This is a genomic window from Amycolatopsis sp. cmx-11-12 (assembly GCF_046269425.1).
In the GTDB taxonomy this organism is placed as follows: Bacteria; Actinomycetota; Actinomycetes; order Mycobacteriales; family Pseudonocardiaceae; genus Amycolatopsis.
Window position 1 is genome coordinate 52780 of sequence record NZ_JADNQM010000038.1, and the last position, 24161, is coordinate 76940.

The 24161-nt window shown below is 68.5% G+C and carries 21 protein-coding genes; 19 read left to right on the forward strand and 2 right to left on the reverse strand.

The genetic code is table 11. From position 1 onward, the window contains the following. The first annotated feature begins 2 nt into the window (after positions 1 to 2). The 6 genes from ACLARN_RS35990 to ACLARN_RS36015 all read left to right on the forward strand — a co-directional run bounded on the left by ACLARN_RS35990 (position 3) and on the right by ACLARN_RS36015 (position 5121). A complete protein-coding gene (locus ACLARN_RS35990) occupies positions 3 to 761 on the forward strand; it encodes a VOC family protein (RefSeq protein WP_409495942.1) in 759 nt (252 codons plus the stop codon). A gap of 174 nt (positions 762 to 935) precedes the next feature. Further along, entirely contained in the window at positions 936 to 2321 is a 1386-nt protein-coding gene (locus ACLARN_RS35995) for a cytochrome P450 (protein ID WP_409495943.1), read from the forward strand. 207 nt (positions 2322 to 2528) lie between these two features. Further along, complete coding sequence (locus tag ACLARN_RS36000; RefSeq protein WP_409495944.1) at positions 2529 to 3518, forward strand: ester cyclase; 990 nt, start codon at positions 2529 to 2531, stop codon at positions 3516 to 3518. 51 nt (positions 3519 to 3569) lie between these two features. Further along, positions 3570 to 4274, forward strand: a complete 705-nt coding sequence (locus ACLARN_RS36005) for an ester cyclase (protein WP_409495945.1) — start codon at positions 3570 to 3572, stop codon at positions 4272 to 4274. A gap of 90 nt (positions 4275 to 4364) precedes the next feature. Continuing rightward, positions 4365 to 4733, forward strand: coding sequence for a VOC family protein (locus ACLARN_RS36010; protein WP_409495946.1), 369 nt, complete (start codon positions 4365 to 4367; stop codon positions 4731 to 4733). Beyond that, entirely contained in the window at positions 4705 to 5121 is a 417-nt protein-coding gene (locus ACLARN_RS36015; protein WP_409495947.1) for a helix-turn-helix domain-containing protein, read from the forward strand. Before ACLARN_RS36010 ends, ACLARN_RS36015 begins: the two co-directional genes overlap by 29 nt. Here ACLARN_RS36015 and ACLARN_RS36020 read toward each other — a convergent pair. Then, entirely contained in the window at positions 5118 to 6323 is a 1206-nt protein-coding gene (locus ACLARN_RS36020; RefSeq protein ID WP_409495948.1) for a DNA glycosylase AlkZ-like family protein, read from the reverse strand. The two genes, ACLARN_RS36015 and ACLARN_RS36020, sit on opposite strands and share 4 nt — an antisense overlap. A gap of 72 nt (positions 6324 to 6395) precedes the next feature. On the opposite strand from ACLARN_RS36020, the gene ACLARN_RS36025 reads away from it, so the two are divergent. The 9 genes from ACLARN_RS36025 to ACLARN_RS36065 all read left to right on the forward strand — a co-directional run bounded on the left by ACLARN_RS36025 (position 6396) and on the right by ACLARN_RS36065 (position 18844). Beyond that, positions 6396 to 6764, forward strand: a complete 369-nt coding sequence (locus tag ACLARN_RS36025; RefSeq protein ID WP_409495949.1) for a VOC family protein — start codon at positions 6396 to 6398, stop codon at positions 6762 to 6764. A 4-nt stretch (positions 6765 to 6768) separates the two neighbouring features. Next, on the forward strand, positions 6769 to 7122 hold the full coding sequence (locus tag ACLARN_RS36030; protein ID WP_409495950.1) for a PadR family transcriptional regulator: 354 nt from the start codon (positions 6769 to 6771) through the stop codon (positions 7120 to 7122). Beyond that, positions 7119 to 7628, forward strand: coding sequence for a VOC family protein (locus ACLARN_RS36035; RefSeq protein ID WP_409495951.1), 510 nt, complete (start codon positions 7119 to 7121; stop codon positions 7626 to 7628). The genes ACLARN_RS36030 and ACLARN_RS36035 overlap by 4 nt, the downstream gene beginning before the upstream one ends. A gap of 45 nt (positions 7629 to 7673) precedes the next feature. Next, complete coding sequence (locus ACLARN_RS36040; RefSeq protein WP_409495974.1) at positions 7674 to 8591, forward strand: IS982 family transposase; 918 nt, start codon at positions 7674 to 7676, stop codon at positions 8589 to 8591. A 539-nt stretch (positions 8592 to 9130) separates the two neighbouring features. Then, on the forward strand, positions 9131 to 10057 hold the full coding sequence (locus ACLARN_RS36045; RefSeq protein WP_409495952.1) for a DUF1702 family protein: 927 nt from the start codon (positions 9131 to 9133) through the stop codon (positions 10055 to 10057). A 30-nt stretch (positions 10058 to 10087) separates the two neighbouring features. Then, the gene (locus ACLARN_RS36050; RefSeq protein WP_409495953.1) at positions 10088 to 11986 is read left to right on the forward strand and encodes an FG-GAP-like repeat-containing protein; all 1899 of its coding nucleotides are present in this window, start codon (positions 10088 to 10090) and stop codon (positions 11984 to 11986) included. Next, on the forward strand, positions 11983 to 12969 hold the full coding sequence (locus ACLARN_RS36055) for an enediyne biosynthesis protein UnbU (protein WP_409495954.1): 987 nt from the start codon (positions 11983 to 11985) through the stop codon (positions 12967 to 12969). The genes ACLARN_RS36050 and ACLARN_RS36055 overlap by 4 nt, the downstream gene beginning before the upstream one ends. Beyond that, the gene (locus ACLARN_RS36060; protein WP_409495955.1) at positions 12966 to 18431 is read left to right on the forward strand and encodes an SDR family NAD(P)-dependent oxidoreductase; all 5466 of its coding nucleotides are present in this window, start codon (positions 12966 to 12968) and stop codon (positions 18429 to 18431) included. Before ACLARN_RS36055 ends, ACLARN_RS36060 begins: the two co-directional genes overlap by 4 nt. Beyond that, positions 18431 to 18844, forward strand: a complete 414-nt coding sequence (locus tag ACLARN_RS36065) for an acyl-CoA thioesterase (protein ID WP_409495956.1) — start codon at positions 18431 to 18433, stop codon at positions 18842 to 18844. Before ACLARN_RS36060 ends, ACLARN_RS36065 begins: the two co-directional genes overlap by 1 nt. A gap of 33 nt (positions 18845 to 18877) precedes the next feature. On the opposite strand, the gene ACLARN_RS36070 is transcribed toward ACLARN_RS36065, so the two are convergent. Continuing rightward, positions 18878 to 20254, reverse strand: coding sequence for an MFS transporter (locus ACLARN_RS36070; protein WP_409495957.1), 1377 nt, complete (start codon positions 20252 to 20254; stop codon positions 18878 to 18880). A 602-nt stretch (positions 20255 to 20856) separates the two neighbouring features. Here ACLARN_RS36070 and ACLARN_RS36075 point away from each other — a divergent pair. The 4 genes from ACLARN_RS36075 to ACLARN_RS36090 all read left to right on the forward strand — a co-directional run bounded on the left by ACLARN_RS36075 (position 20857) and on the right by ACLARN_RS36090 (position 24119). Then, entirely contained in the window at positions 20857 to 21636 is a 780-nt protein-coding gene (locus tag ACLARN_RS36075; RefSeq protein ID WP_409495958.1) for an oxidoreductase, read from the forward strand. A gap of 599 nt (positions 21637 to 22235) precedes the next feature. Beyond that, positions 22236 to 22787, forward strand: a complete 552-nt coding sequence (locus ACLARN_RS36080; RefSeq protein WP_409495959.1) for an LmbU family transcriptional regulator — start codon at positions 22236 to 22238, stop codon at positions 22785 to 22787. Between the two features lie 592 nt (positions 22788 to 23379). Next, on the forward strand, positions 23380 to 23796 hold the full coding sequence (locus ACLARN_RS36085) for a cupin domain-containing protein (protein WP_409495960.1): 417 nt from the start codon (positions 23380 to 23382) through the stop codon (positions 23794 to 23796). Next, positions 23793 to 24119 (forward strand): hypothetical protein, encoded by a 327-nt coding sequence (locus ACLARN_RS36090; protein WP_409495961.1) that lies wholly within the window; start codon positions 23793 to 23795, stop codon positions 24117 to 24119. Before ACLARN_RS36085 ends, ACLARN_RS36090 begins: the two co-directional genes overlap by 4 nt. Positions 24120 to 24161 lie beyond the last annotated feature (42 nt).

Sequence of the window (24161 nt, forward strand, 5' to 3'; positions counted from 1 at the left end):
AGATGAGCGAAGTGACTGAACCCTATGCGCCCGGAAGGCCGTGCTGGTTCGATATGACCGTTCGTGAGCCGGAACCGGTGCACGCGTTCTACCGGCACCTGCTCGGCTGGGAGTTCGAGGACAGCGAGTGGCGGTATCACCAGGCCACGATCCGGGGCAAGGCGGTCGCGGCGATCAGCACCGGGGAGCCGGAGGACGACTCCCACTGGACCATCTACCTCGCCACCCGGGACACCGCCGCCACCGCGCGCGCCGTGGAAGCCGCCGGTGGCAAGGTGATCAAGGAACCGCACGACGTCCCCGGCGGCACGATGGCCATCGTCGCCGATCCCACCGGCGGATACTTCGGCTTGTGGCAGGGCGATTCGTTCGACGGCAGCGAACTGGTGAACGAAGCGGGCGCGCCCTGCTGGGCGGAGGCGTCGAGCAAGGACACCAAGGCGGCCGGGAAGTTCTTCGCGACCGTGTTCGGCCTCGAAGCCAAACGCCCGTTCCCCAAATACAGCTATGTCCAGCTGCGCGCCGAGGGCACGGAAGTCGCCGGGATCCTCGGCTACAGCCACGAAGGCAGGCCGAAGAAGGGACACGCGGCCTGGCTGGTGTACTTCCAGGTCGACGACACCGACGTCGCGGTACGGGTCGCCACCGAGCACGGCGGCACGGTGGTCGAAAAGCCGGAGGACTCCCCGTTCGGCCGCATGGCGGTACTCGCCGACCCTGCCGGCGCGCGCTTGGCCGTCATCGCCCGTCCCGCGAAGTAGTTGAGGGGAGGGCGAAGGTGGCGCGTGGGCACCCCGCGCGCGTCCTCCTGGCGGTGAAGGCCTCCTTGCCTACCCTGAAGGTAGTGAAGGAGGCCTTCACGGGCCGGCCACCCGCCCGGCCCACCCAGCAAGAGCGAAGAAGCTGCGAAGACGACGAAGTGACACCGTTCGAGGGTGACGACCACTGTCGTTCCCGGCCCGCGTGCTCTGCCGCTGGTCGGCGTCCGCGGGAACTTCGCCGTCTTCGCCTTCGACGCGGTGAAGTATCTGCGGCGACTGCACAGCCAGTACGGGGAAATCGCGTCGCTCGCGCGCGGCACGACGGACTACGTCTTCGTGTTTTCGCCGCGCTACAACCAGATCGTGCTCCGCGACAGCGAGCTGTTCCAGAACATCGACGCGGCGTCGACGCCGGTGCGGATGTCCGAGGGGTCGCCGCTCAGCCGGCTCTACGCGGGGCTGACGAACATGAACGGCGCGAAGCATCGGCGGCAGCGGAAGCTGATGGCGTCGGCGTTGCAGCGACGGCATATCGAGGCGTACGCGCCGGACATCGCGGACATCACGCGGCGCGGGATCGAGGGCTGGCGGGTCGGCGCGGAGGTCGATCTGCTCGCCGAGATGCGCGCGATCACCATGGCGGTCGCGGTGAAAACGCTGCTGGGGCTGGAACCCGAGCGGGAAGGCCGTGCCACGAGCGCTCTCCTGCAAGACTGGATGGACACCGTGTTCTCGGTGCCCGCGCTCGCGGTCCCGGTCGATCTGCCCGGCTTTCCCTATCGCAGGCTGACAAAGCTGTCCGGGAGCCTCGAAACCACCGTCCGCGGGCTCATCGAGGCCCGCCGCCGCGGCGGGGAGACCGGCGGCACGGACGTGCTCACCCGGCTGACCAAGGCCAACGACGACGACGGCACCGGCCTTTCCGATGACGAGCTGATCGGCCAGACCACCTTCCTGTTCATGGCCGGGCACGCCACCACCGCCAGCGCGCTCACCTGGACCCTCCTGCTGCTCTGCGCGCACCCCGGAATCCTGGGCGACGTCATCGACGAACTCGACGGAGCCGAGGACTCGAAGCTTCCGTTGCTGGACAGGGTGATCAAGGAGAGCCTCCGGCTGCTGCCACCGGTGATGTGGTGGAGCAAGGTCGCGTCGGCACCGGTGGAACTCGGCCCGCACCGGCTGGACACCGGCGCGCACGTGATCTTCAGTTCCTACATCACCCATCGCCTGCCGGAACTGTATCCCCACCCGGACCGGTTCGTCCCCGACCGCTGGCTGGACAACGATCCCGGACCGTACGGCTACCTGCCCTTCGCCGCCGGACCCAGGATGTGCCTCGGCTCGGGGTTCGCGACGATGGAGATGCGCCAGATCCTGGCGATCCTGTTGCGGCGGTGGCGGTTCGAGATCGCGCCGGGGTCGCGAGTGGACTGCGGCGGCCTGATGGTCTCCCAGCCCAAGCGGGGGCTCCCGGTGCGCCTGCGCGCGCCAGGAGGCCCGGTCGTGGGCTGGACCGATCTGCGTGGCGGGATCCGGTCCATGGTCGATTTCGGCTGAGGCCGCCCAGCAACGCCGAAGAAGTAACCGCCACGAAGCCGGTGAAAGAATCGATTTCGACGGTGCGGCAAGACTTTCCGCACGGTCGAACCGAATCGCCATGGAGTTGGTTCGGCCGGAAGATCCTGCCGCGGCGACGGTTGGTTCCCGGGTGGCGACCCGGGCAGAGCGACTGATCACCAAGCTGCCACTCCCGGGAGGGTACCCATGAGCGCGACGAGTCACACGGAGAACGACCAGCAGCCCGACGAGAGCGCGCTCCAGGAACTCCAGGGCCGCTGGTTCGAGTCCGCGGGCGGACTGACGAACGGTGCCGGCACGACCAACGGCAGGCCCGTCTCCGACGTCGCGACCGCGGAGCGGGAGGAGCCCAAGGACCTCGGCCTCGCGCTGCGGGAGAACCTCTCCCTGATCACCCGGCTGCCGACCCCGGCGCGGGAGCAGTTGTTCGACCAGTTCCTGGCCACCGTCTCCGGGCAGATCAACGGGACCATCACGGTTTCCCAGTCCCCGGTCAGCCAGGACCTGCGGCAGCAGAACATCGACATCTTCTACAAGTACATCGAGTACGAGAACTCGCGGAACTACGAGGGCATGGAGAACCTGTTCCACCCCACCGAGTTCCGCAGCAAGACCTACTTCGGCAACGACCCGATCAGCCCGAAGGCGCACACCAGGATGCTGCTCGGCCTGTTCCGCTCGTTCCCGGACTGGTTCATGGTGATCAACGAGATCGTCTCGGCGGACAACGAGGCGGTGGTCGGGCTGATCACCGGTCGTGGCACCCAATACGAGGAGTTCGCAGGCAGGCCGCCGAAGGACCACCAGATCGCCATCCCCACCCTCCACGCGATCAAGGTGCGCGACGGTCTCATCGTGGAACACCGGCACATCAACCCGTTCGAAGACATCTTCGCCAATCAGATCATGGCACCGCTCACCGAGGACATCATGGCGGTCCGTGCCCAGCAGGGCTTCGACAGCAGCATGGCGCAGCGGGCGTACGAAGCCGCGGTCGCGGCAGGCGCCGACCCGCAGAAGCTGACCGAGCTGAAGACCCTGATCGACGTGAAACGCCGCCAGTGCCAGGTTTTGCTGAAGGGCACGCTGCGGCGCTGCGCCATGATCGCCCCGCCGGGCGAGATCTACTGCGAGCACCACCAGGAGCACGGCTATGGCATCGACGGCTTGGAATAGCGCGCTCACAGGGAAAGGCCCGATCCGGCCCAAGATGAGGAGAGAGTGAAGATGACTTCCGCCAGGCAAGGCACCGAGCAGCAGAGCAGGCATCAGTCCGAAGTGGACGCGGCCGCGAACCGGCTCCGTGAGTTGCTGGGCGCGGACCTGAGCGCCGAGGAGATCGTGCAGGCGGTACTGGACGTGCCCAGGATCGAGGAGAACAAGAAGGTGCTGCTGCGCTTCCAGAAGGAAGTGTTCAACGGCCACGACTGGAGCACCGAGACACTGGCACGGAACCTGACCGAGGATTTCGTGGACCACGCCGCGATGCCAGGGGACCCGCCGGGGTTCGAAGGCGTGCAGATGCGGTTCTCGGCATGGGCCTCGGCGTTCGAGGACCCGATGGAGGACAACATCGCGATCATCGGCGAGGGCGACCTCCTCGGTGTGATGTACAACCTGCACGCCCACCACAACGGTGAGTTCATGGGTGTGCCGCCGACCAACCGCGAGGTCGTCATCCCCGGGATGGAGGTCGTCCGGATCCGCGACGGCAAGATCGCCGAGCACTGGGGCATCTACGACTTCCTGCGCACCGCCGAGGAGATCGGAACCAACCTCACCTTCGTCCAGCGTGACGTGCCGGACGCGGTGAAGCGGCCCGAGGTGCCGTGGGCGGTCAAGATGACCGAGGCGGACGCCGAGAACGTGAGCACCGCGGCGGAGGATTACCTGCGCCCGGAGCGCCCGGAACGTGGGTGGTCGTCCAGCTGACCCCGTTTTCGCGATCCCACGGCCACGACGTGCGCCGGGTTGTCACACGGCCCACGTCGTGGTCGTGAGCGTGCGGACGGGAGGAAACCCATGATCTCCAGTGTGCTGAAGGTCGCCGTCTACGTCCGGGATCAGCAGCGGGCGCTGGACTTCTACACTGGCGCGCTGGGGTTCGAGGTGCGCGCCGACCAGCCGATGGGGCCCGGCGCGCGCTGGATCGAGGTCGGCCCGCCCGGCGCGGCGACGGGCGTGACCCTGTGGACGCCGCCCGATCTCGCCGACCGGATCGGCACCTTCACCGGGATCGTGTTCGGCTGCGCGGACATCGAGGCCACCGTCGCCGGACTGCGCGGGCGAGGGGTGACGTTCACCGAGGAGCCGTCCGGCCAGGCGGGCGGGGTGATGGCCACCTTCCTCGACCCCGACGACAATGTCTTCGTACTCCGCGAAAACACCTGACGCACCGGCGATGCGCCGCGCCTGGGAACGGCTGCACCGCGAATACGCGACGGATCTGCTGGTGTCCTCGCTCGCCGCGGACGTCGAACTGTCCAGCTTTCAGTTCAACCGCAGGTTCACGGCCTGTTACGGCGAAACGCCGGGACGGGTGCTCAAACGCGTCCGGATGGAATGGGCGCAGTTCCTGCTGCGGCACAGCAGGTATCCGGTGCAGCGGGTCGGACGCAGTGTCGGCTATCGCAGTCCCGGCACCTTCAGCGACCGGTTCCACAAGTACGTCGGCTGCTCGCCGACCGAATACCGCGCGCGACATTTCGCCGAGGTCAGCGGATCGTGGGCGCCCTGGTACATCGCTACGCCGCGCGGTCCCAGGGCACCTACGAGCTAACCAGCCGCGCGAAGGTCCGCGATGCGCGGCGCCCGGCTCTTCGGCGAGTCCAGGCTGGTCATCCTGGCGTCGCCGAGCTGGTCCCGGACGTAGTTCTCCATACCGGTGATCGCCTTCTTGAGCGCCGCGTCGGGTTTGACGAACGACTGGCAGACGATCTCGCCCGCGTCGACGTCGTACTCCCACAGCCCGACCACCCGGCCGCGGTCGACGACGATCGGGCACTGCGGGTCGGTCTCGTCGCCGAGGGTCCGGCCCGGTTTGCCGCCGGGGGAATGCTTCGCGGCGTCCTCGGGGTTCACCAGCCTGCTCAGTTCGCGGTGCAGCAGGTGGATGCCGTCGATTCCGGCGACGAGCGCGTAGGACGGTTTGCGCGGCACGGTGAACTTCTCGAACTCGGCGGCGAGGCCGGCGGGCAGCAGCAGGTCGGTGTCGCCGACCGGTTCCAGGTCCAGCGGCTCGATCGCCTTCTTCGCGGCCGCCGCGGTGAGTCCGGAGAACCAGCGGAAGTGCTTCAGCGAAGCGGGCGCGGCCCAGGAGAAGTACCGCCTGGCGAGTTCGGTGCGCTGGGCGTCCATGTCCGGTCCGTCGCCGTCGAGCGGCGACGGGGTCCACGGTACGTAGCCGAATCGCTGCTGGTCGAGCCTGCCGTTCACCGGCACCCTGCGGATCCGGCCGCGCGACTGGAGCAGGCCGAGCGCGAGCGGCAGCGTCGTGGTCTGGCCGCGCTTCTTGCCTTCGGCGCCGAGATTGCGGATCTCCTTGCCGACGATGTCGCGCAGCCCGGCCGCGTCGAGCGGCTCCGACGCGGATTCGAGCGCCGAGACGACGCTGTCACACAATCGGTTGATTTCCTTGGTGGTGACGCCGAGATGTTTGCTCGCCGCCGCGAGTTCGCCCTCCGGTGCGCCCGAACCCACGGTCAGCCCGAGGGCGAAGTCCTCTTTCGGCAGGATGTAGGTACAGCCGCGCGCGGACGGGAGTTCGTGCACGTCGAGGTTCGCGACGGCCTTGTCCACGACCTCGCGGTCAAGTCCGGCGCGGGCGAAGAACCCCAGGTAGGGGCTGCATCCGCCGACCGAGCGGGCCCAGCCGGTGCGGCTGAGCACCTCCTCCGGCGAGGAGCCGGTCAGCGAGCCGTCGAGCCCCTGGCGGTGGGACCACCACGCGCGCAGCTTGTCGAGAGAGATCTCAGCAGTCATGCCGCCATTATGGCATTTTGGGTCCGCAGTGGATACATTCAGTGTCCCGCCGGGCCGACCCAGGAGGATGACATGATCACCAAGCTGAACACCGTCGCGCTGTACGTGACGGACCAGGAACGGTCCAAGCAGTTCTACGTCGACAAGCTCGGTTTCGACGTGACCACGGACTCGGACATGGGAGGTATGGGGCGGTGGCTCGAGGTGGCGCCCGGCGGCGGCGGGACGGGGTTCGTGCTCGCCAACGCGGAGGCCTTCGGCAAGACGGACCGGATCGGCGACTCGGCCGACGTGACCCTGCGGTGCGCGGATGTGCGGGCACTGCACGCGGACCTGTCCGGCAAGGGTGTGCCGGTGACCGAACCGGAGACGCAGGACTTCGGCACCTTCGTCACGGTGACCGACCCGGACGGTCACGAGTTCCTGATCAGCCAGGAATGAGCCCGTGACACCGCTGACCCCGGCGGCCTTCGCCCTGCTGCTCGCGCTGACTGAGGGCGAGCAGCACGGCTACCGGCTCATCGCGGACGTCGAGCGCCTCACCGGCGGCACACTGGTGCTCGGTCCCGGCACGCTCTACCGCACCTTGCAGCGCCTGCGGGTGGACGGCATGGTCGAGGAGAGCGACACGGACGAGGAAGCGGTCCGCGCGGACCGCCGGGCCGAGCGCCGCCGGAGCTACCGGATCACCCCGACGGGGTCGCGGGCGGTCCGCGACGAGGCCAGAAGACTCGCTAACCTGCTCTCGAGCGAGACGGCGCGAGCCGTTCTCCGCTCCGACGAGAGGGGCGAAGGATGACCGGCTGGGCAGCGGACGAGGAGTTCGCCGGGGTCACGCCCCAGCTCACCGTGGCGGACACGGCGGCGGCGGTCCGCTTCTACACCGCGGTGTTCGGCGCCGACGAGCTGCTGCGCAACCATGCCTCGGACGGCCGGGTGATGCACTGTGAGCTGCTGGTGGGTGGCGGCAGGCTGTTGCTGCACGACGAGTTCCCCGAGCACGGCGCCGGGCGCGGTCCGATCGCGCTCGGCGGCACCTCGGTGGTGCTGCACCTGTACGTGGCCGACGTCGACGCGGTGTTCGCCGCCGCGCTGGCCGAAGGGGCGACAGAGCTGATGGCCCCGCAAGAAGCGTTCTGGGGCGACCGGTACGCGATGATCGAGGACCCGTTCGGGCATCGCTGGTCGGTGGCGCAGCGCGCGGCCGACCCTTCGGTCGCCGAGTTGCAGGAGCGGGCCGACCGGTGGGCCGAGGACAACGCAGGGGTCTCGCCGAACGGCACCGCCGCCGAACGACGCGACTAGATGATTGATTCCGTGAAGATCACGTGAAGGAGGCCGGTGCGGCGGCTGGGTGGAGGGTGTCCAAGATCAAACCGTGACGAAGAGCTGAACACCCTCCTGACCGCACTCTACGTGCTGATCGATGACCAGGTCGTCCCGGCTCGCGCCGGACGGGGGCGGCGTCCTCTGTTCACTGACAGTGAGTTGCTTACGTTGGCGGTGGCGCAGGTCCTGCTGCGCTATAACGGCGAGCGCCGCTGGATGCGGCACGTGCACAGCAACCCCGAACTGCTGGCCATGTTCCCGCACGTGCCTCGTCAGCCCGGATACAACAAGCGTTTAAGGGACGCACGACCCTTGTTGTGCAAGACAATCCTCACACTGGCCGCGTGCTGCCCGTCCTGGTTCGACGACCTGTGGATCACCGACGCCACACCGGTTCCCTGCGGAATGTCCCGGGAGACGGTGACACGTTCAGACCTGGCCAACCACGCCAACTATGGCTACTGTGCGTCACATTCTCGGTTCTATTGGGGTCTGAAGCTCTACCTCGTGTGCACCGGGGACGGGATGCCGGTCATGTGGTGCCTGGCCGACCCCAAGATCGGCGAACGCGAGGTGCTGTCCGCGCTACTCGACAACAACCATCACCTGATCCGCGACGGCCAAGTCTTGCTGGCCGACAAGGGTTTCTCCGGCACGGAGTTCAAGAAGCTCACCGAGTCGAAGCAGTTGCGGCTGCTGCGCCCGGACCGCAAGGACGAGACCTACCGCAACGGCAACCTCGGCGGTGTGCGCCAGTGGATCGAGTCGGTCAATCAGACCCTCAAGAGCCAACTCGGCCTCGAACAGCACGGCGGACGCACCCCGGCAGGCGTGTTCACCCGCATCGCCCAGCGCCTGCTGGCCATGTCCGCAGGCATCTGGCACAACTGGCACACCGACGTGACCAGCAAACGCTCACTCATCGCCTACGACCACTAACACCAACTTCACGGAATCAATCATCTAGGGCCGCGCGATCCCGCCCGCGTGACTGGACAGCGATCTCGCGTGATTGGACGGCGATCACGCGTGATCAGCCGGAGGACGCGCGGCGGGAGCCGGGTGCGGTGCGCAATTCAGGAGAAGTTCGGCGCGGGGGCCGACCCTAGGCTGGTCCGGTGACCGCGCCGCTCGCGGGTCCGCTCCGCCGTGCCCTGCCCGGTGGCGCCCGGCCGGTGCGGGTCTCGTCGTGTTCACCGGCGAATCGGAGACCCGCGGAATTGCCCGAAAACATATTTCAACGGATACCGTCGAGCCGCCTTCGAATTGCCCCGACGATTATCCATTGTGGACTTTCCTGTCTTGCGCCACCTGGGTGAAGCCGTTTGACCATGTCCGTCTCGCTGTGTCAGCCTTTCCTTGGGTGTTCAACTGCGGGGGCATCGCAATTCACATGTGCTCGCATTCATCGATATTCGAGTATCGCATCGCTCTGCCAGGGGTGCCACGTGACGATGTGGGCAGGCAATAGTCCTCGAATGGCCGTCGGGTCGCCACCGGTAACCCGTGTACTCCAGCTGCCCCTGACAATGGCAGATTTCTCTCGGCGCGGATTCCGGCTCGACCGGGAAAGTGAACGTGTCGAACTGGAAAAGCATGCCCATTATTTCTTGACCGGGTTCAATGTGGCGGCGAAATCGCGCGACGTGCATTCGGCGCTGGCGGAGATTCCGGACACCGAACGAGGATTCGCCTATGAGGGCGCCGGGATGTTCGCGGCGCTGCACGACCTCGCCGCGTTCGGCAGGGGTGGCGCGCTCGCGCGCCTTCTCAGCGGGCCGGGGGACGACTACACGCATCTGATCCATGTCGGCCACGGCTGGGCGCTGGTGCCGACGAGGCTGCCGCTGCCGGTGGCCGTCCCGGCCACTCCGCTGCTCCGATGGCTCGCACTGGACGGAGCCGGGTTCGCGGAAACGTACTTCGGCGGCCTCCGCGCGTTGTGGCGGCGATGTCACCGGCGGCCGAGCGAACATCGGCAGGCGAGGATCGCCGGTTGCGGCCGTGCGCTGTGGTTCACCCAGGCGGCGGACCCGGTGGGGGTCGCGAGGGTGATCGCCAGAATGCCCGAATCCGCCCGGGGCCCGCTCTGGTCGGGGATCGGCCTCGCCGCGTGTTACGCGGGGTGCGCCGGGCCCGGCGCGGTCGCGGAACTGGTGCGGTCCAGCGGGCCGTACGCACCACATTTCGGGCAGGGCGTGCTGTTCGCGGGTGCCGCGAGGTACCGGGCACGGATCGTGCCGGAGCACACCGGACGGGTGTGCGAGCAGCTGTTCTCCGCCACGCCGGAGGAAATCTCATGGTGGACGGACGAGGCGGCACAAGGCCTCGCCGGATCCACCGAATTGTCCGCGTACACCGAATGGAAAGCCCGGTTGCGGGAACTGGCCGAGCGGCGGTTCTGAGCCGATTTCCGGGCGGGAGAGGTATTCGACATGCCCAAGCCGTGGCGCAGGGTGGTCCCGGTGGCGGTCGCGCTCCTGCTCTGTCTCACCGCGGGGATCTTCACCGCGAGGCCGGGACCGAGTGCGGGGGAGACCCGTTCACTGGCCGGTGGGTTCGCCTTCCACCAGGTCCCGCTGAACTCCACGCCGCCGGGCGCGCGGCAGCAACGTCCGGTGCAACCGGACCTCGAACCCATCCGCTCCTGGATCTCCGCGGTCGGGGCGGCGGTGGCGCTGGCCGATCTGCGTGGCCTGAAGCGCTCCGCCGACTTCTGCCTCGTCGACCCGCGCGACGACTCGGTCACCGTGGCGCCGGTGCCGGACGCGGGCGGGCAGGCGTATCCGAAGTTCACGCTGGACCCGCGTCCGCTGGCCTACGACGAGACGATGGCCCCGATGGGCTGCGTGCCGTCCGATCTCGACGAAGACGGCCGTCAAGACCTCCTGGTCTACTACTGGGGCCGGTCACCGGTGCTGTTCCTGAACTCGGCGGCGCCGGGAACCCCGCCCGCCGCGGCGAACTTCCGGCCGGTGGAACTGGTTTCGCCCATGCAGGTGTGGAACTCCACCGCGCTGAACCTCGGCGACGTCGACGGCGACGGGCATCTCGACGTCCTGGTGGGCAACTACTTCCCGGACGGCGCCAAGGTGCTCGACCCGGCCGCGAGGTCCGACGGCCGGATGTACATGCAGGACTCGATGGGCAAGGCGCGCAACGCCGGGGTGAACCGGCTGCTGCTGACCAGGCCGTCGGGCGCGCCGGCCACGCTGCCGGTGATCACCGACGCCAGCACCGCGTTCCCGGACGATTCGGCGCGGTCGTGGACCCTCGCGTTCGGACTGCAGGATCTCACCGGCGACAGCCTGCCGGAGATGTACGTCGCCAACGACTTCGGCCCGGATCAGTTGCTGGTCAACAGTTCCACGCCGGGCAGGGTCCGGCTGGCCGAGGTCGACGGCGACCGCGATCTGCTCACCCCGCGTTCGGAGGTGCTCGGGCACGATTCCTTCAAGGGCATGGGGGTCACCTTCACCTATCCCGATGGCGACCCGCTGCCGATGATCGCGGTCAGCAACATCACCACGCCGTACGCGCTGCACGAGAGCAACTTCGCCTTCGTACCCACTGGGACCGGCGCCGACCTCGCCGCGGGCAAGCTGCCCTACGACGAGCGCAGCGAGGACCTCGGCCTGGCGAGGAGCGGCTGGGCGTGGGACATCAAGGCAGGCGACTTCGACAACTCCGGTGTCGACCAGCTCGTGCAGGCGACCGGTTTCCTCAAGGGCGCCCGTGACCGGTGGCCGGAACTGCAGGAACTCGCGATGGGCAACGACCAGCTGCTGAAGTATCCGCAGGCGTGGCCGAAGTTCGTGCTCGGCGACGATCTGTCAGGGCACCAGGCGAACCCGTTCTACGTCAGGACAGGCGACGGCCGGTACACCGACCTCGCCGTTCAGATCGGCATCGGCGCGCCGTACAACACCCGCGGGTTCGCCTTCGGTGACGTGGACGGTGACGGCAAGCTCGACGCGCTGGTCGCCAACCAGTGGGAGGATTCCCTGCTGCTGCGCAACATCGGCCGGTCCGGCCGGCAGGCGGCGGACCTGCGGCTGGTCACCCCCGGCGCGGCCGGTGGCGAGCGGACGGCGATCGGCGCGCGGATCGAGGTGTTCTCCGGCGACCGGACGCTGCGGACCCAGCTGTTCCCGGCGAACGGGCACGCCGGCGTCTCGGCCGGTGAGGCGCATCTGGCGTTGCCCGGCGGCGGATCCGCGCGGGCCGCGATCACCTGGCGGGACGGCACCGGCGTCCATCGGGCCGAGGTCGAGCTCCGGCCCGGTCACCACACCGTGCTGCTCACCTCGAACGGAACGGCGGTCCTGAAATGACGAGCACGACCGAATCGCGGCGGAACGCCGCCGCGACGGCACCGGCACTCCCGGCGCCGCCGACCACCGTGACGGCACCGGATCCCGGCCAGGACAAGCGGATCAAGGCACTGCGCCGGTTCGCGATGTCGATCACGGCGTTCACCATCGTCGGCCATCTCGTCCTCGGGTTCGAACAGGCGCCGATCACCCCGCTGCTCGCGGTCGTGGTCGGCTACGCGACCGCGTTGCTGTTCGAGCGGCTCGACAGCTGGGCGTACGGGCGGACCCCGGAGTACGCCGGTGGCGCGAGCGCGATGGTGACTTTCCTGTTGCCACCGCATATCACCGCGCTGGCGTGCGCGATGCTGTTGTACGGCAACGCCTCGGTCTGGCCGTACCTGATGGCGGTGGTGGTGGCCAACGCGACGAAGTACGTGGTCCGGGTGCGGTTCAGGGGCAAGCTGCGGCATGTGCTGAACCCGTCGAACTCCGGCATCGTGGTGGTGCTGCTGATCTATCCGTGGGTCGGGATCGCGCCGCCGTACCATTTCACGAACTTCGTCACCGGCACGGTGGACTGGCTGATCCCGCTGGGCATCCTGATGCTCGGCACGATGCTCAACGCCAAGCTCACCGGCAAGGTCCCGCTGATTTTGGGCTGGGTCGGCGGTTTCGCCGCGCAGGCGGTGCTGCGGTGGCTGCTGCTCGACCATGCGCTGATCGGCGCGCTGCTCCCGGTCACCGGGGTCGCGTTCATCCTCTACACCAACTACATGATCACCGACCCGGGAACCACCCCGACGAAACCGCGCAACCAAGCGATCTTCGGTGCTGCCGCCGGACTGATCTACGGCGTGCTGGTGGTTTCGGGCGTGGTGTTCGGCCTGTTCTTCGCGCTGGTGATCACCTGCGTGCTGCGCGGGCTGGTACTGGTGGTGAGCGAGCACCGGCCGACGCCGTCGAAGGACGTGCCTCGGGTCAGATCCGGGACCGGGTCGTGACCGGGGAGCCCATCGCGGTCGTCGGGATGGCCTGCCGGTATCCAGACGCCACCTCACCCGCCCAGCTCTGGCAGAACGTGCTCGCCCGCCGTCGCGCGTTCCGGCGCATCCCGGAACGCCGGTTGTCCCGCCGGTACCACGGTGGCCGCGCGGACGCCGATCTCACCTACGTGACCCATGCCGGGGTACTGCGGGACTGGGCGTTCGACCGGCGGCGGTTCGGGATCCCCGGCCCGCTGTACCGCGCGGCCGACCAGACGCATTGGCTCGCGCTGGAGACCGCGGCCGACGCGCTGGCCGACGCCGGTTTCCCCGGCGGAGACGGGCTCGACCGCGAAACGGCGGGGGTGGTGCTCGGCAATTCGCTGACCGGTGAGTTCACCAGGGCGGCGACCCTGCGGCTGCGCTGGCCGTTCCTCGCCGACGTCGCCGCGACCGCGCTGGCGGGCGCGGGTGTTCCGGCGGAGCTGTCCGGGGACGTGCTCCGCCGGATGGAACACCTGGTCAAGCAGCCGTTCCCCGAACCAGGGGAGGAAATGCTCACCGGGACGCTGGCCAACACCATCGCGGGCCGGATCTGCAATCACTTCGACCTGCACGGCACCGGGTACACAGTGGACGGTGCCTGTTCGTCCAGCCTCCTCGCGGTGATGACCGCGGCCCGTGCGCTGGCCGCCGGTGAGCTGGACTTCGCGCTCGCCGGCGGAGTGGACATGTCGATCGACCCGTTGGAACTGATCGGGTTCTCCCGTCTCGGCGCGCTCGCCACCGACCGGATGCGGGTTTACGACGAGCGGCCGACCGGTTTCCTGCCCGGTGAGGGCTGCGGGGTGATTGCGCTGATGCGGGCGGGAGACGCCGAACGGCGCGGGCTGCGCGAGTACGCGCAGCTCGTCGGCTGGGCGTCCTCTTCGGACGGTGCGGGCGGGCTCAGCCGCCCGGAACGCGCCGGGCAGGTGCTCGCCTTGCGCCGTGCCTATCGGGCCGCCGGGCTGGCCCCGGAGTCGGCGGGCCTGATCGAGGGGCACGGGACCGGCACCGAGGTCGGCGACCGGGTGGAACTCGAGGCGCTGACCGAGGTTCGTGGCACCGGCGCGGTGCCTGCCGCGCTGAGCACGGTGAAGGCGAACATCGGGCACACCAAGGCGGCGGCCGGGGTGGCCGGGCTGATCAAGGCGACCCTGTCCGTCTTCCACCGGGTGCTGCCACCGGTCACCGGTTGCGAACGGCCGCAGGAACTGCTGCGCGCGGATTCCGTGCCGTTGCGACTGCTCGCCGAGGCCGAGCCGTGGCCGGACGAGATCCCGATCGCCGGTGTCTCCTCGATGGGTTTCGGCGGGATCAACGCGCACGTGGTCCTGCGAGGCGCGCCCGGCGGCTCGGTCCGCGGCCTGTCCGCCGCGGCCCGCCGCTGGTCGGCACGGCGGGAGGAAACCGAGATCGTGCTGCTCGGCGCGACGAGTCCGGCGGACCTTTCCGCCCGGCTCACCGCGCTGGCCGCGAGCGCCGGATCGCTGAGCACGGCCGAGGTCGGCGATCTGGCGGCCACCGCATGGCGGGACGGTCCGGAGCCGGGCAAGCTGCGTGCGGCGTTGGTGGCGCGTGATCCCGACGAGCTGGCGTCGGCAGCGAAGGCCGCGTCGGCCGCGACCGAGGGCTGGTCCGGCGAACCACGGTTCGATCGGCATGGCGGTTTCGCACTCGGTTCGGCGCGAGCGGCCCGGCTGGGGCTGCTGTTTCCCGGGCAGGCCGCGCCGGTCCGCGCGGCACTTCCCGGCTGGGCGGCGGAACTCGGCGTACCAGGACTGCCCGCCGGAACGTCGGTGTCTACTGTGGACACCAGCGTGGCGCAGCCCGCGATCGTCCGGCAATCCCTCGCCGCACTGGCCTGGCTCGCCGAACTCGGCGTGCGCGCGGAGGCCGCGGTCGGGCACAGCCTCGGTGAGCTCACCGCCCTGCGGTGGGCGGGCTGTTGTCCGGCGGAAACGGTGGTGGAACTCGCCGCCGTCCGTGGCCGGATCATGGCCGAACACGGCACCACGGGCACCACGATGGCGAGCCTCGGCCTCGCGGAATCCGGTGCGGCGGCGCTGCTGGCGGGAACCCCGGTGGTGCTCGCCGGGATCAACGGGCCCGCCCAGATGGTCGTCTCCGGCCCCCGTCCGGACATCGCCGAGGTACTCCGCCGGGCGCGCGCGGACGGCGTGATCGCGAGCGAACTGCGGGTCTCCCACGGGTTCCACAGTCCGGCCATGAGCGCGAGCGAGGAGCCACTTCGCCAAGCCCTGCGGGGATTCCCGTTGCTCGCGCCCGGCCGTCCGGTGTTCTCCACGATCACCGGCACCCAGGTGACCGCGGGTGGCGACGAACTGCGCGACCTGCTCGTCCTCCAACTCACCGAGCCGGTGCTGTTCAGCCGTGCGCTCGCGGAACTGGCCGAGCGCTGTGATCTGCTGCTGGAAGCCGGGCCGGGCACGATGCTGACCGGGCTCGCCGACGTCACGGGCTTGCCGGTGCTGAGCATGGACACCGGCGGTGAGCCCGAGCGGCACGCGTTCGCCACCGCGGTGCTGGCGGCCTGCGCCGGTGCGGATCTGGAGCCGTGGTTCGCGGGCAGGGCGAACCGGCCGCTGCCGTTGGACGCGGTGCCGGACTTCGTGGTGAACCCGTGCGAGAACCGGACGGGCTGGGTCGACGCGCCGGAGACCGAGGCGCCGGTGCCCGACGAGGTGCCCGTGACTACCGTCGAGACCGGCACGGATCCGCTCGACGTGCTGACCGCGCATCTGGCCACCGCGCTCGAACTGCCCGCCGGTTCGATCACCCCCGGCAGTTCGCTGCTCGGGGATCTGCACCTGAATTCGTTGCAGGTGGTGCAGATCGTCAGCACGGTGGCGGCGGAACTGGGCAAACGCCCGCCGGACACCCCGCTTTCGCTGGCGTCCGCGACCGTCGCGGACGCGGCCGCGGAGCTGACCGGCCTGCCGGAAGCCCCACTGGAGACCGATTCGGTGGCCGGGGTGGCGAACTGGGTGCGGCCGTTCGAACAGCGGTGGGAACCGTTCGCGGCGGAGCAAGCCGGGCCGGTGCGGTGGACAGTGCACGCCACCGCCGGGCACTGGCTGCACGAGCTGTCCGGTGGTGCGGGTGAACCCGGCCTCGCCGTCGAAGTGCCGGAGAACGCCGGTCCCGCCGAGATCGCGGAGCTGCTCGGCATGATCGCGGGCGCCGGGCCGGAGCGGTTGCTCGTTGTCCATTGTGGACACCCAGCGGCGGCGGGAATCGCGAGGAGCGCGGCGGTCGAACTGTCCTGTGCGGTGGTCGTCGCCGAACTGCCGGACACGGACTTCCGGCCGGATCCCGCCGTGCTGGCGGGAGCGGCGCCGGAACGCTATCTCGAACTCCGCTGCGACCGGGACGGATCGGTGCGCCGCGCCACGTTGTTCGCGCGGCGGCCGGGGACCGGGGCACCGGAACCGCTCACGGCGGCGGACGTCTGCCTGGTCACCGGCGGGGTCTCCGGGATCACCGCGTACGCCGCGATCGCGCTGGCCGAGCGGACCGGCTGCACGCTGGTGTTCACCGGCCGCTCACCGGCCGACGCGCCGCACGTGCTGGCGGGACTGGAGCGCGCGAGGGTCAGCGTGACGGCGCGCTACGAACGCTGCGACGTCGCCGACGCCGGGCAGGTGCGTGCGCTGAAAGCACGGTGCCCCGGCCCGGTGCGCGGTCTCCTGCACGGCGCCGGCCTGAACGAGCCCCGCCGGATGAGCGAGGTCACCGCCGCGTCACTGGCCGCGACCCTGCGGCCGAAGTCCGGTGGCCTGCGGTCGTTGCTCGGCGAGTTCGGTGAAGAACTCAAGCTGGTACTCGGTTTCGGCTCGATCATCGGCAGACAGGGGCTCGCCGGGCAGTCCGAGTACTGCGTCGCCAACGACTGGCTCCGCGTCGAAGTGGAGCGGTGGGCAGCCGTCCACCCGTCCTGCCGGGCGCATCTGCTTGAGTGGTCGGTCTGGTCCGAGATCGGCATGGGCGTCCGGCTCGATGTGCTGGACCGGCTGCGCAGGCTCGGGATCGAACCGATCACCCCGGACCGGGGCGTGCGGGCCATGGCCGGAGTGCTCGACGATCTCGGATCACCGGTCACGGTCCTGCTGACCTCACGGTTCCCCGCGACACCGACCCTGACCGCCGGAACATCCGCCGGTGCCACGCCGAGGTTCGCGGAGCGGACCCGCGTACGGGTGCCCGGGGTGGAGGCGGTGCTGGAGGCCGACCTCGCGCTGGGGGCGGATCCGTACCTCGGTGAGCACCGCCTCGACGGCGTGCCGGTGCTGCCCGCCGTGGTCGGCCTGGAAGCGATGCGACAGGCCGCCGCACTGGCAGGACACCCCGAAGGCGCGTCCGTGCTGGCCGAACCGCGATTCCGGGCGCCGGTCACCGTCGACGCCAAGGGTGCCAGGATCATCCGGGTCGCCGCGTTGACCGCGCCGGACGGGACCGCGGTGGAACTACGCGACGACACCGACCGGTTCGCCGTCCCGCGGTTCTCGGCGGTGGTGCGCGAGGCATCCGAGCCGCCGGCACCGATCGAGGCCGCGGAGCCGATCACCGGGACCAGCCCGTGGTACGGCTCGTTGTTCTTCCACAGTGGACGGTTCCGCCGAGTGGCCGGGTACCGGCACTTGTCGGCGTTCGGGATCGACGCGTGGCTCAACGACGGCGTGCCGGGCCCGTGGTTCTCGGAGTTCCACAGTGGACAATTGTGGCTCGGCGACCCGGCCGCGCACGACGCCACCCTGCACGCGTTGCTCGCCTGCGTTCCGCACCGGCTCGCGCTGCCGATCGGGGCCGAGGAGTTCACCGTCTGGCGCGAACCGTCCGGGCCGCTGCGCGTCCTGGGGACCGAGCTTTCGCATACCGACGGCGAATACTGTTTCGACGTCGGCCTCGTCCGCGCCGACGGGCTCGCGGTCGCCGGGTGGCGGTCGCTGCGGCTGCGCGCGGTGGGCATCCGTGACTGGCCGGACGGGATGCCGGTGCGGCTGATCGGCCCGTGGCTTTCGCGGCGACTGATCGAATGCGGGATCGAGGACCGCCTGGAACTGAGCACCGATTCCGGTGCGGGAAGCCCGATCGTGCTCACCGCGCCGCCGCCGGGCACCGGCTGGGCCGCCGTCACCGTCACGGACACCGCCGCGGGCCAGGATCCGGTGGACAGCGAACTCGCCGCGTCGCTCGCGGACAAGCTCGGCGAGGACGTCGGCACGACCGCGGCCAGGGTGCGGTCGTACCGGGAGGCGCTCGGGGAGTCCGCGCGCACCCCGTCGCGGATCGACGAGGTCACCGAAGACGGCATCGTGGTCGCGAGTTCCGGTGCGCTGCGGGTGCTCACCGCGAAGGTGCGGGTGCTGGAAACCGGGGACCCGGTGGTGCTCGCGTTCGCGATCGGGCGGCGCTGATGCCCGCGGTCTATCGCCACGACCACGTGGTGACCCTGGACGAGACGAACCTGGTCGGCAATGTGTACTTCGCGCATTACCTGCACTGGCAAGGACACTGCCGGGAGTTCTTCCTCGCCGAGCACGCGCCGGGGGTGCTGAAGTCGCTGCACACCGGCGACTTCGTGATGGTCACCGTCTCCTGTTCGATGGACTTCTACGCCGAGTGCTTCGCTCTCGACGAGGTCGGTGTCGAGATGACCTTGCGGGCCACGTCCGGCAACCGGATCGAGATGGGTTTCGAGTTCCGCCGCGGTGTGACGCTGGCCGCGCGCGGAACCCAGACGGTCGCCTGTATGCGCCGGGCGGACGGCGGGGTCCGGCCCGCCGGGATACCGGCGGAACTGGCGCACGCGCTGGCGAACTTCAGCTGACGCCCTGCCGGCTCAGGAGGCTCCGGCCCGCCGTCAAGATATCGCCGCCCGTCGCCGCCGCGGCTCCGGCTCCGGTTCCGAAGTCCGGAACAGCATCGCGACGAGCAGTGCCACGCCAAGGCACAGTGCGCCGAGCACCCACAGCGCGAGGTCCATGGCCGCCGGGTACTCCGCACCGGCAAGGGCGCCGGAGGTCCGAGCGGCCAGCATCGAGCCGACCACGGTGACGGCGACGGTCTCCCCGGTCAGCTTGGTGGTGTTGAACAGGCCCGCGGCCATCCCCGCCTGTTCGGCAGGCACACTGCCGACCGCCAGGCCGTCCAGCAGGCCGAACGCGATGGCGATCCCGACGCCCATCAGGAGCAGCGGCCCCACGTACTCGTCGGTGGCGGCGAACCAGGCCGCGCCCGCGCTGATCAGCACCAAGGACACGATCACCTGGGTCAACGGGTTCACCCAGCGGGTGGCCATCCCGCACAGGATCGGCACCACCAGTATCGGCCCGGTCAGCAGGACGACGAGAGCACCTGCCTCGGCCACCGATACGGCTTGCGTCGCCATGAAATACGAGGGCAGATACACCACCATCGAGGCGAACACCGCGACGATGGCGACGATGGCGGCGCACAGCCCGAGGAATCTGGGGGAGGTCAGCAGCCGCAGATCCAGCATGGGATCGGCGGCTCGCCGTTCGATTCCGGCGAACAACAGGAACAAGGCCACCGAACCCACCAGCGCGACCAGCACGAGCGGGGACGTCCAGCCCAGCTCCGGCCCCTCCACGAGCACCAGGATCAGCAACATCAGCGCGAAGGTGAACGCCGCTGGGCCCTTCCAGTCCATCCGAGCCGCCGCGGCTATGCGCGATTCGGGGATGAACCTGAAGAACGCCAACGTGATCAGGCCGATCACGCCGGGAAGCCAGAACGCGCTGCGCCAGCCGAACGACTCGATCAGCAGCCCGGACAGCGTGAGCCCGAAAGCGAGACCCAGTCCGAGGGTCGCGCCGAAGAGGCCGAAGATCTTGGTCCGCTCCGCGCCGGTGAACGCCTGTCCGAGTACCGCGCTGGCGCCGGTCACCGTGGCCGCCGCGCCGATCCCGGTCACGACCCGGGCCAGGTCGAGCACCACGATGTTGGGGGCAACCGCGCTCACCAGCGTGCATACCGAGAACAAGGCGACGCCCGCGAGGAACAACCTGCGGCGGCCGTACCGGTCCGAGAGCGAGCCGGTCACCAGCATGAAGCCGGCGAGGGTCGCGCTGTACCCGTTGACGACCCATTGCGTGGCGGCGAACGTGGTGTGCAGATCCTCGGTGATCCGGGTGAGCGCCACGGAAGTCGCGCTGAAGGTGAAGGGAATGAGGAACAACGCGGTCAGCGAGACGCCGACCGTTGCGACACGGTTCATGTCCTGGTAACCCCTCCAGTGCTGCGAACGGCGGTATTCGTCGCCGCCCCGCAGGTCAATGACTGTCGCGCTGTCGACGCCGCTTCGGCGCGCGCGATCCCCTCGTACCTGGCGCAAGAATAGTGGGCAGCCGCGAAACTGCCTGAATAGTCATACAGTCGGAAAATTCAGTGGATGACACCGCCCCTTTTTCGAGATTAGCAGCTCTGGAGTGCGCCTGCCATCGGGCCCGTCACATCCGGTCAAAGTGGGAATTCAGTAGGATCTACGTCCCCTGAGTGTGAATTCCGCACCGCCTGGCGGTCTGCCCGGCGTGGGCCCGTGCCGGTCGGCACGATCGACGCGGACAACCCGCTGCACGGGGCCGATTTTTCGCCTGGGGGTCGTGTCCGCGGCGCCGGATCCGGGCGCAAAGATTCGGTGTTCGAAAACCTCTGCTGTCACAGTTTCAGGAAAACAGGAGATCAGAGGCGGCGGGAAGTTCCGAAGGGGTGTTGCTGTTCTCCTGTTTTCGTGCACTTGACAGGAAATAGGAGTCGACACGACCGAGGGTTCAACCATATCGTGTCCGATTACAGGCGTATCCGAGGGAATGGAGCAGGATGGAACTCAAACTGGACGGCAAGACGGCGCTGGTCACCGGCGCCAGCAGAGGCATCGGCCTCGCGATCGTTCAGGCGCTGGCCGCGGAGGGAGTGCAGGTCGCCGCCTGTGCTCGTACGGCCAGTGAACCCTTGCTCGAAGCGACATCGTTGACCCGGCAGGTGGACCTGACCGTGCCGGCGCAGGCGACGGAACTGGTGGACTGGGCGCTCGCCGAACTGGGCGGCATCGACATCTTGGTCAACAACGTCGGCGCCTCGCCCGCTCGCACCGACGGATTTCAGGCGATCAGTGACGACGACTGGCAGCACGCGTTCGAACTGAACTTCTTCAGCGCGGTGCGCACCACCCGCGCGGCCCTGCCGAGCCTGCTCGAACGCCGGGGGACCGTCATCAACATCGGTTCGGTCAACTCCCGGCTGCCGCTGCCCCGGCTGATGGACTACTCCGCCGCCAAGGCCGCACTGGCCAGCTTCGGCAAGTCGCTCGCGGACGAAGTGGGCGAGGCAGGCGTCCGGGTGAACACGATCTCACCTGGGCCGACGCGGACCGCGGTCTGGACGGCGGCCGACGGGATGGCGGCCGGACTGGCCAAGAGCGCGGGGATCGACCACGAGGAGTTCGTCACGCAGGTACCCGCGATGACCGGGATGAACACCGGGCAGTTCACCGAACCGGCGGAGTTGGCCGTGCTGGTGGCGCTGCTGGCTTCCGGCCGGGTCCCCAATATGAACGGCTCGGACCTGATCCTCGACGGCGGAATGCTGAAGCAACTCTGACCTGACCCTCTGAACCCGAACCAGGCGAGGGCGGCGGGAACACGGCTGGCCGTGTTCCCACCGCCATGCCTCCATCAGGGCTGGATGGGCCGGGAATTGTCGACGCCGAATCCCGGAAAAGCCGTTCTGCCCTTTTGTGCCGCCGCGTCTCTGTCTCAGAATTTGGTCATTCGACCGATAAGTGGTCAACGGTTCCCGCGACGGCGAATCAGGGGTCTGGCGCCGAGGTGTCGACGGAAGAAGTCGGCAAGCAGTCGTCGAAGCGAGGATTCAGTCGTCGCCAGCTTTCCCCGTCGCGATGTCTGGCCCATTCTCCTCGGCGCCTGTGGTAGAGTCAGCAATATGCGTGTACTGGGGAGGTAATCTGCTGTGCGTCAAGCCAATGCACGTATCCTCGTTGTGTGACGACTTCAATTATGAGTGTTTTCCTGGGGCAGAGTCCGCTTGATCGGCCACCAGGCTTTGGGGATTTCACCACAAGTTCACCGGCTGACCAATTCTGAGCACTTCCGGGGGGAAATGTGCCGCCGCGAGCTGAAAAAAGCATCCTGCAGCCAGCAGCATCGCCGAAAAGTTCGCAGGTCCGCAACGACCGGATATTGATCTCCCGCCTCGGGCTGCATTTTCCGGCGAACCTCACTTACGGCTGCTGGGAACGCGCCGGGACGCAACTGTCGGACATCGTCAGCTCATCGGCCTGGTGCCTTGGCGACTGGTTGGTCTGCGGTCAGGAGAACTACCCGGACCGGTACGTCCTGGCTCTCGAGACCGCCGGTCTCGACTACCAGACGCTGCGGAACTACGCCTGGGTCGCCCGGCGCTTCCCGTTGGAGCGGCGCCGTGAACCGCTGAGCTTCCAGCATCACGCCGAGGTCGCCGCCCTGGACGTCGCGAGCCAGGACAAGTGGCTGGATCTCGCCGAAGCGGGGCGATGGTCACGCAACGAACTGCGGCGTCAGTTACGCGACCAACGGCAGGGCAAGCGGGCCGACGCGGCCTCGATGTTGTTGATACCGCGCGTTTCCGTGGCGCGGGAACGCGTCGAACGCTGGCGTGCGGCCGCGCAGCGGATGGACAACCATCTGGAGAACTGGATGGTACTCGCCCTGGATCGCGCCGCCGAGGACGTACTGAGCGCGGAATCGCAGTAACGCGGGCAGGGGCGCGCGCGACCATGACTGTCCCGCCGGCGGGACAGGGCCGACCTTGAGTGAATCGGGCGGTTGCCGTCATGGCAAATTTCCGCGGCCGATTATCCGGCGCGGGAGTTCGCGACAGTGGATCATCCGGTGACCTTTGAGCTTGGGGTCCAGTCACGCGTGATCAGACGGCGATCACGCGTGACTGGACGGAGATCTCGCGTGATCAGACGGAGATCTCCGTGATCTCCGTCTGATCACGCGTAATCGCCGTCTGATCACGCGAGATCGCGCGACACTGGCGAGCCGAAAAACAATAGCCGCCGAGTTTCCCGTTCTTTCATTGTCAACCCCGCGACCGCCGAACCGTCACGGCGTCGTCGCCCTGAGTTGTCATCGACTGGCGACATAAAGTGATTTCCGGTCGCCCCTGATAGACATTCGCTAACTGTTGTCCTAGTCTCGGAGGCGCTGGCATTCCATCGTGTCTTGCCTGCTGATCAAACTTGGCTTTTATTATCGTTTCGTCGAGCGACGGTGTCCGCTCCGAATACTGGGTGGCCGGCTCGTGCACTTCGACAGCTCGCGGATTCGAAGGAGAGGTATGGCCGAACACGTGGTGATCGCGAATACCGACGACACCTCGGTCGTCTACGGCGTTCACGGCACGGACGGCGCGTCCGAGTGGAAATGCTTCGCCCGGCGCGACAACCTGTTCGGGGCGTGGGAGGCGATCGAATGGGCCGCACTTCCGCCGAGCGGGATCAGTGGCGCGCACATCCATACCCGCACAGAGGAGCTGTACTTCATCATCTCCGGCACCGGGGTCATGCTCCTCGATGGTCACGAACACCCGGTCAAGGGCGGTGACCTGATCCTGAACGGCCTCGGTACCCGGCACGGCCTGCGGAACGCGGGCGACGACCGGTTGGAATGGCTGGTCATCGAAGTGGTGGGACCGCCGATGGCGGCCGTCTATTCCACTCATCAGAAACAGATCGACATTGGGGGACGACAATGAGCAACGCCGTAGTGATCAATCTTCGTGAAGTGCGGGAAATCGACGCCGGGAACTTTCTCAGCGGCCCGCTCGGGCGCATCCGCCTGCCGCAGCTCCAACCAGGGCAGCAGGAGACGCTGATCGCCGAGGACCAGGAACACACCTTGTTCACCGTGCGGGGTGACGGGCACGCGATCTCCGGATCGGCGACCGTCCCGCTGCGCTCCGGAGTGGCACTCACCCTGCCGCTGGGCAGCAAGGTCACCGTCGAAGCGGGTGGCGAAGGGCTCGAGCTGTTCATCGCCAGTCTCGCCACACCGCAGGCCGCCGGGGCGGCCCAGTGATCGTCACCCATGCCGAAAGTCTGAGCTCGGCAACGGACGACA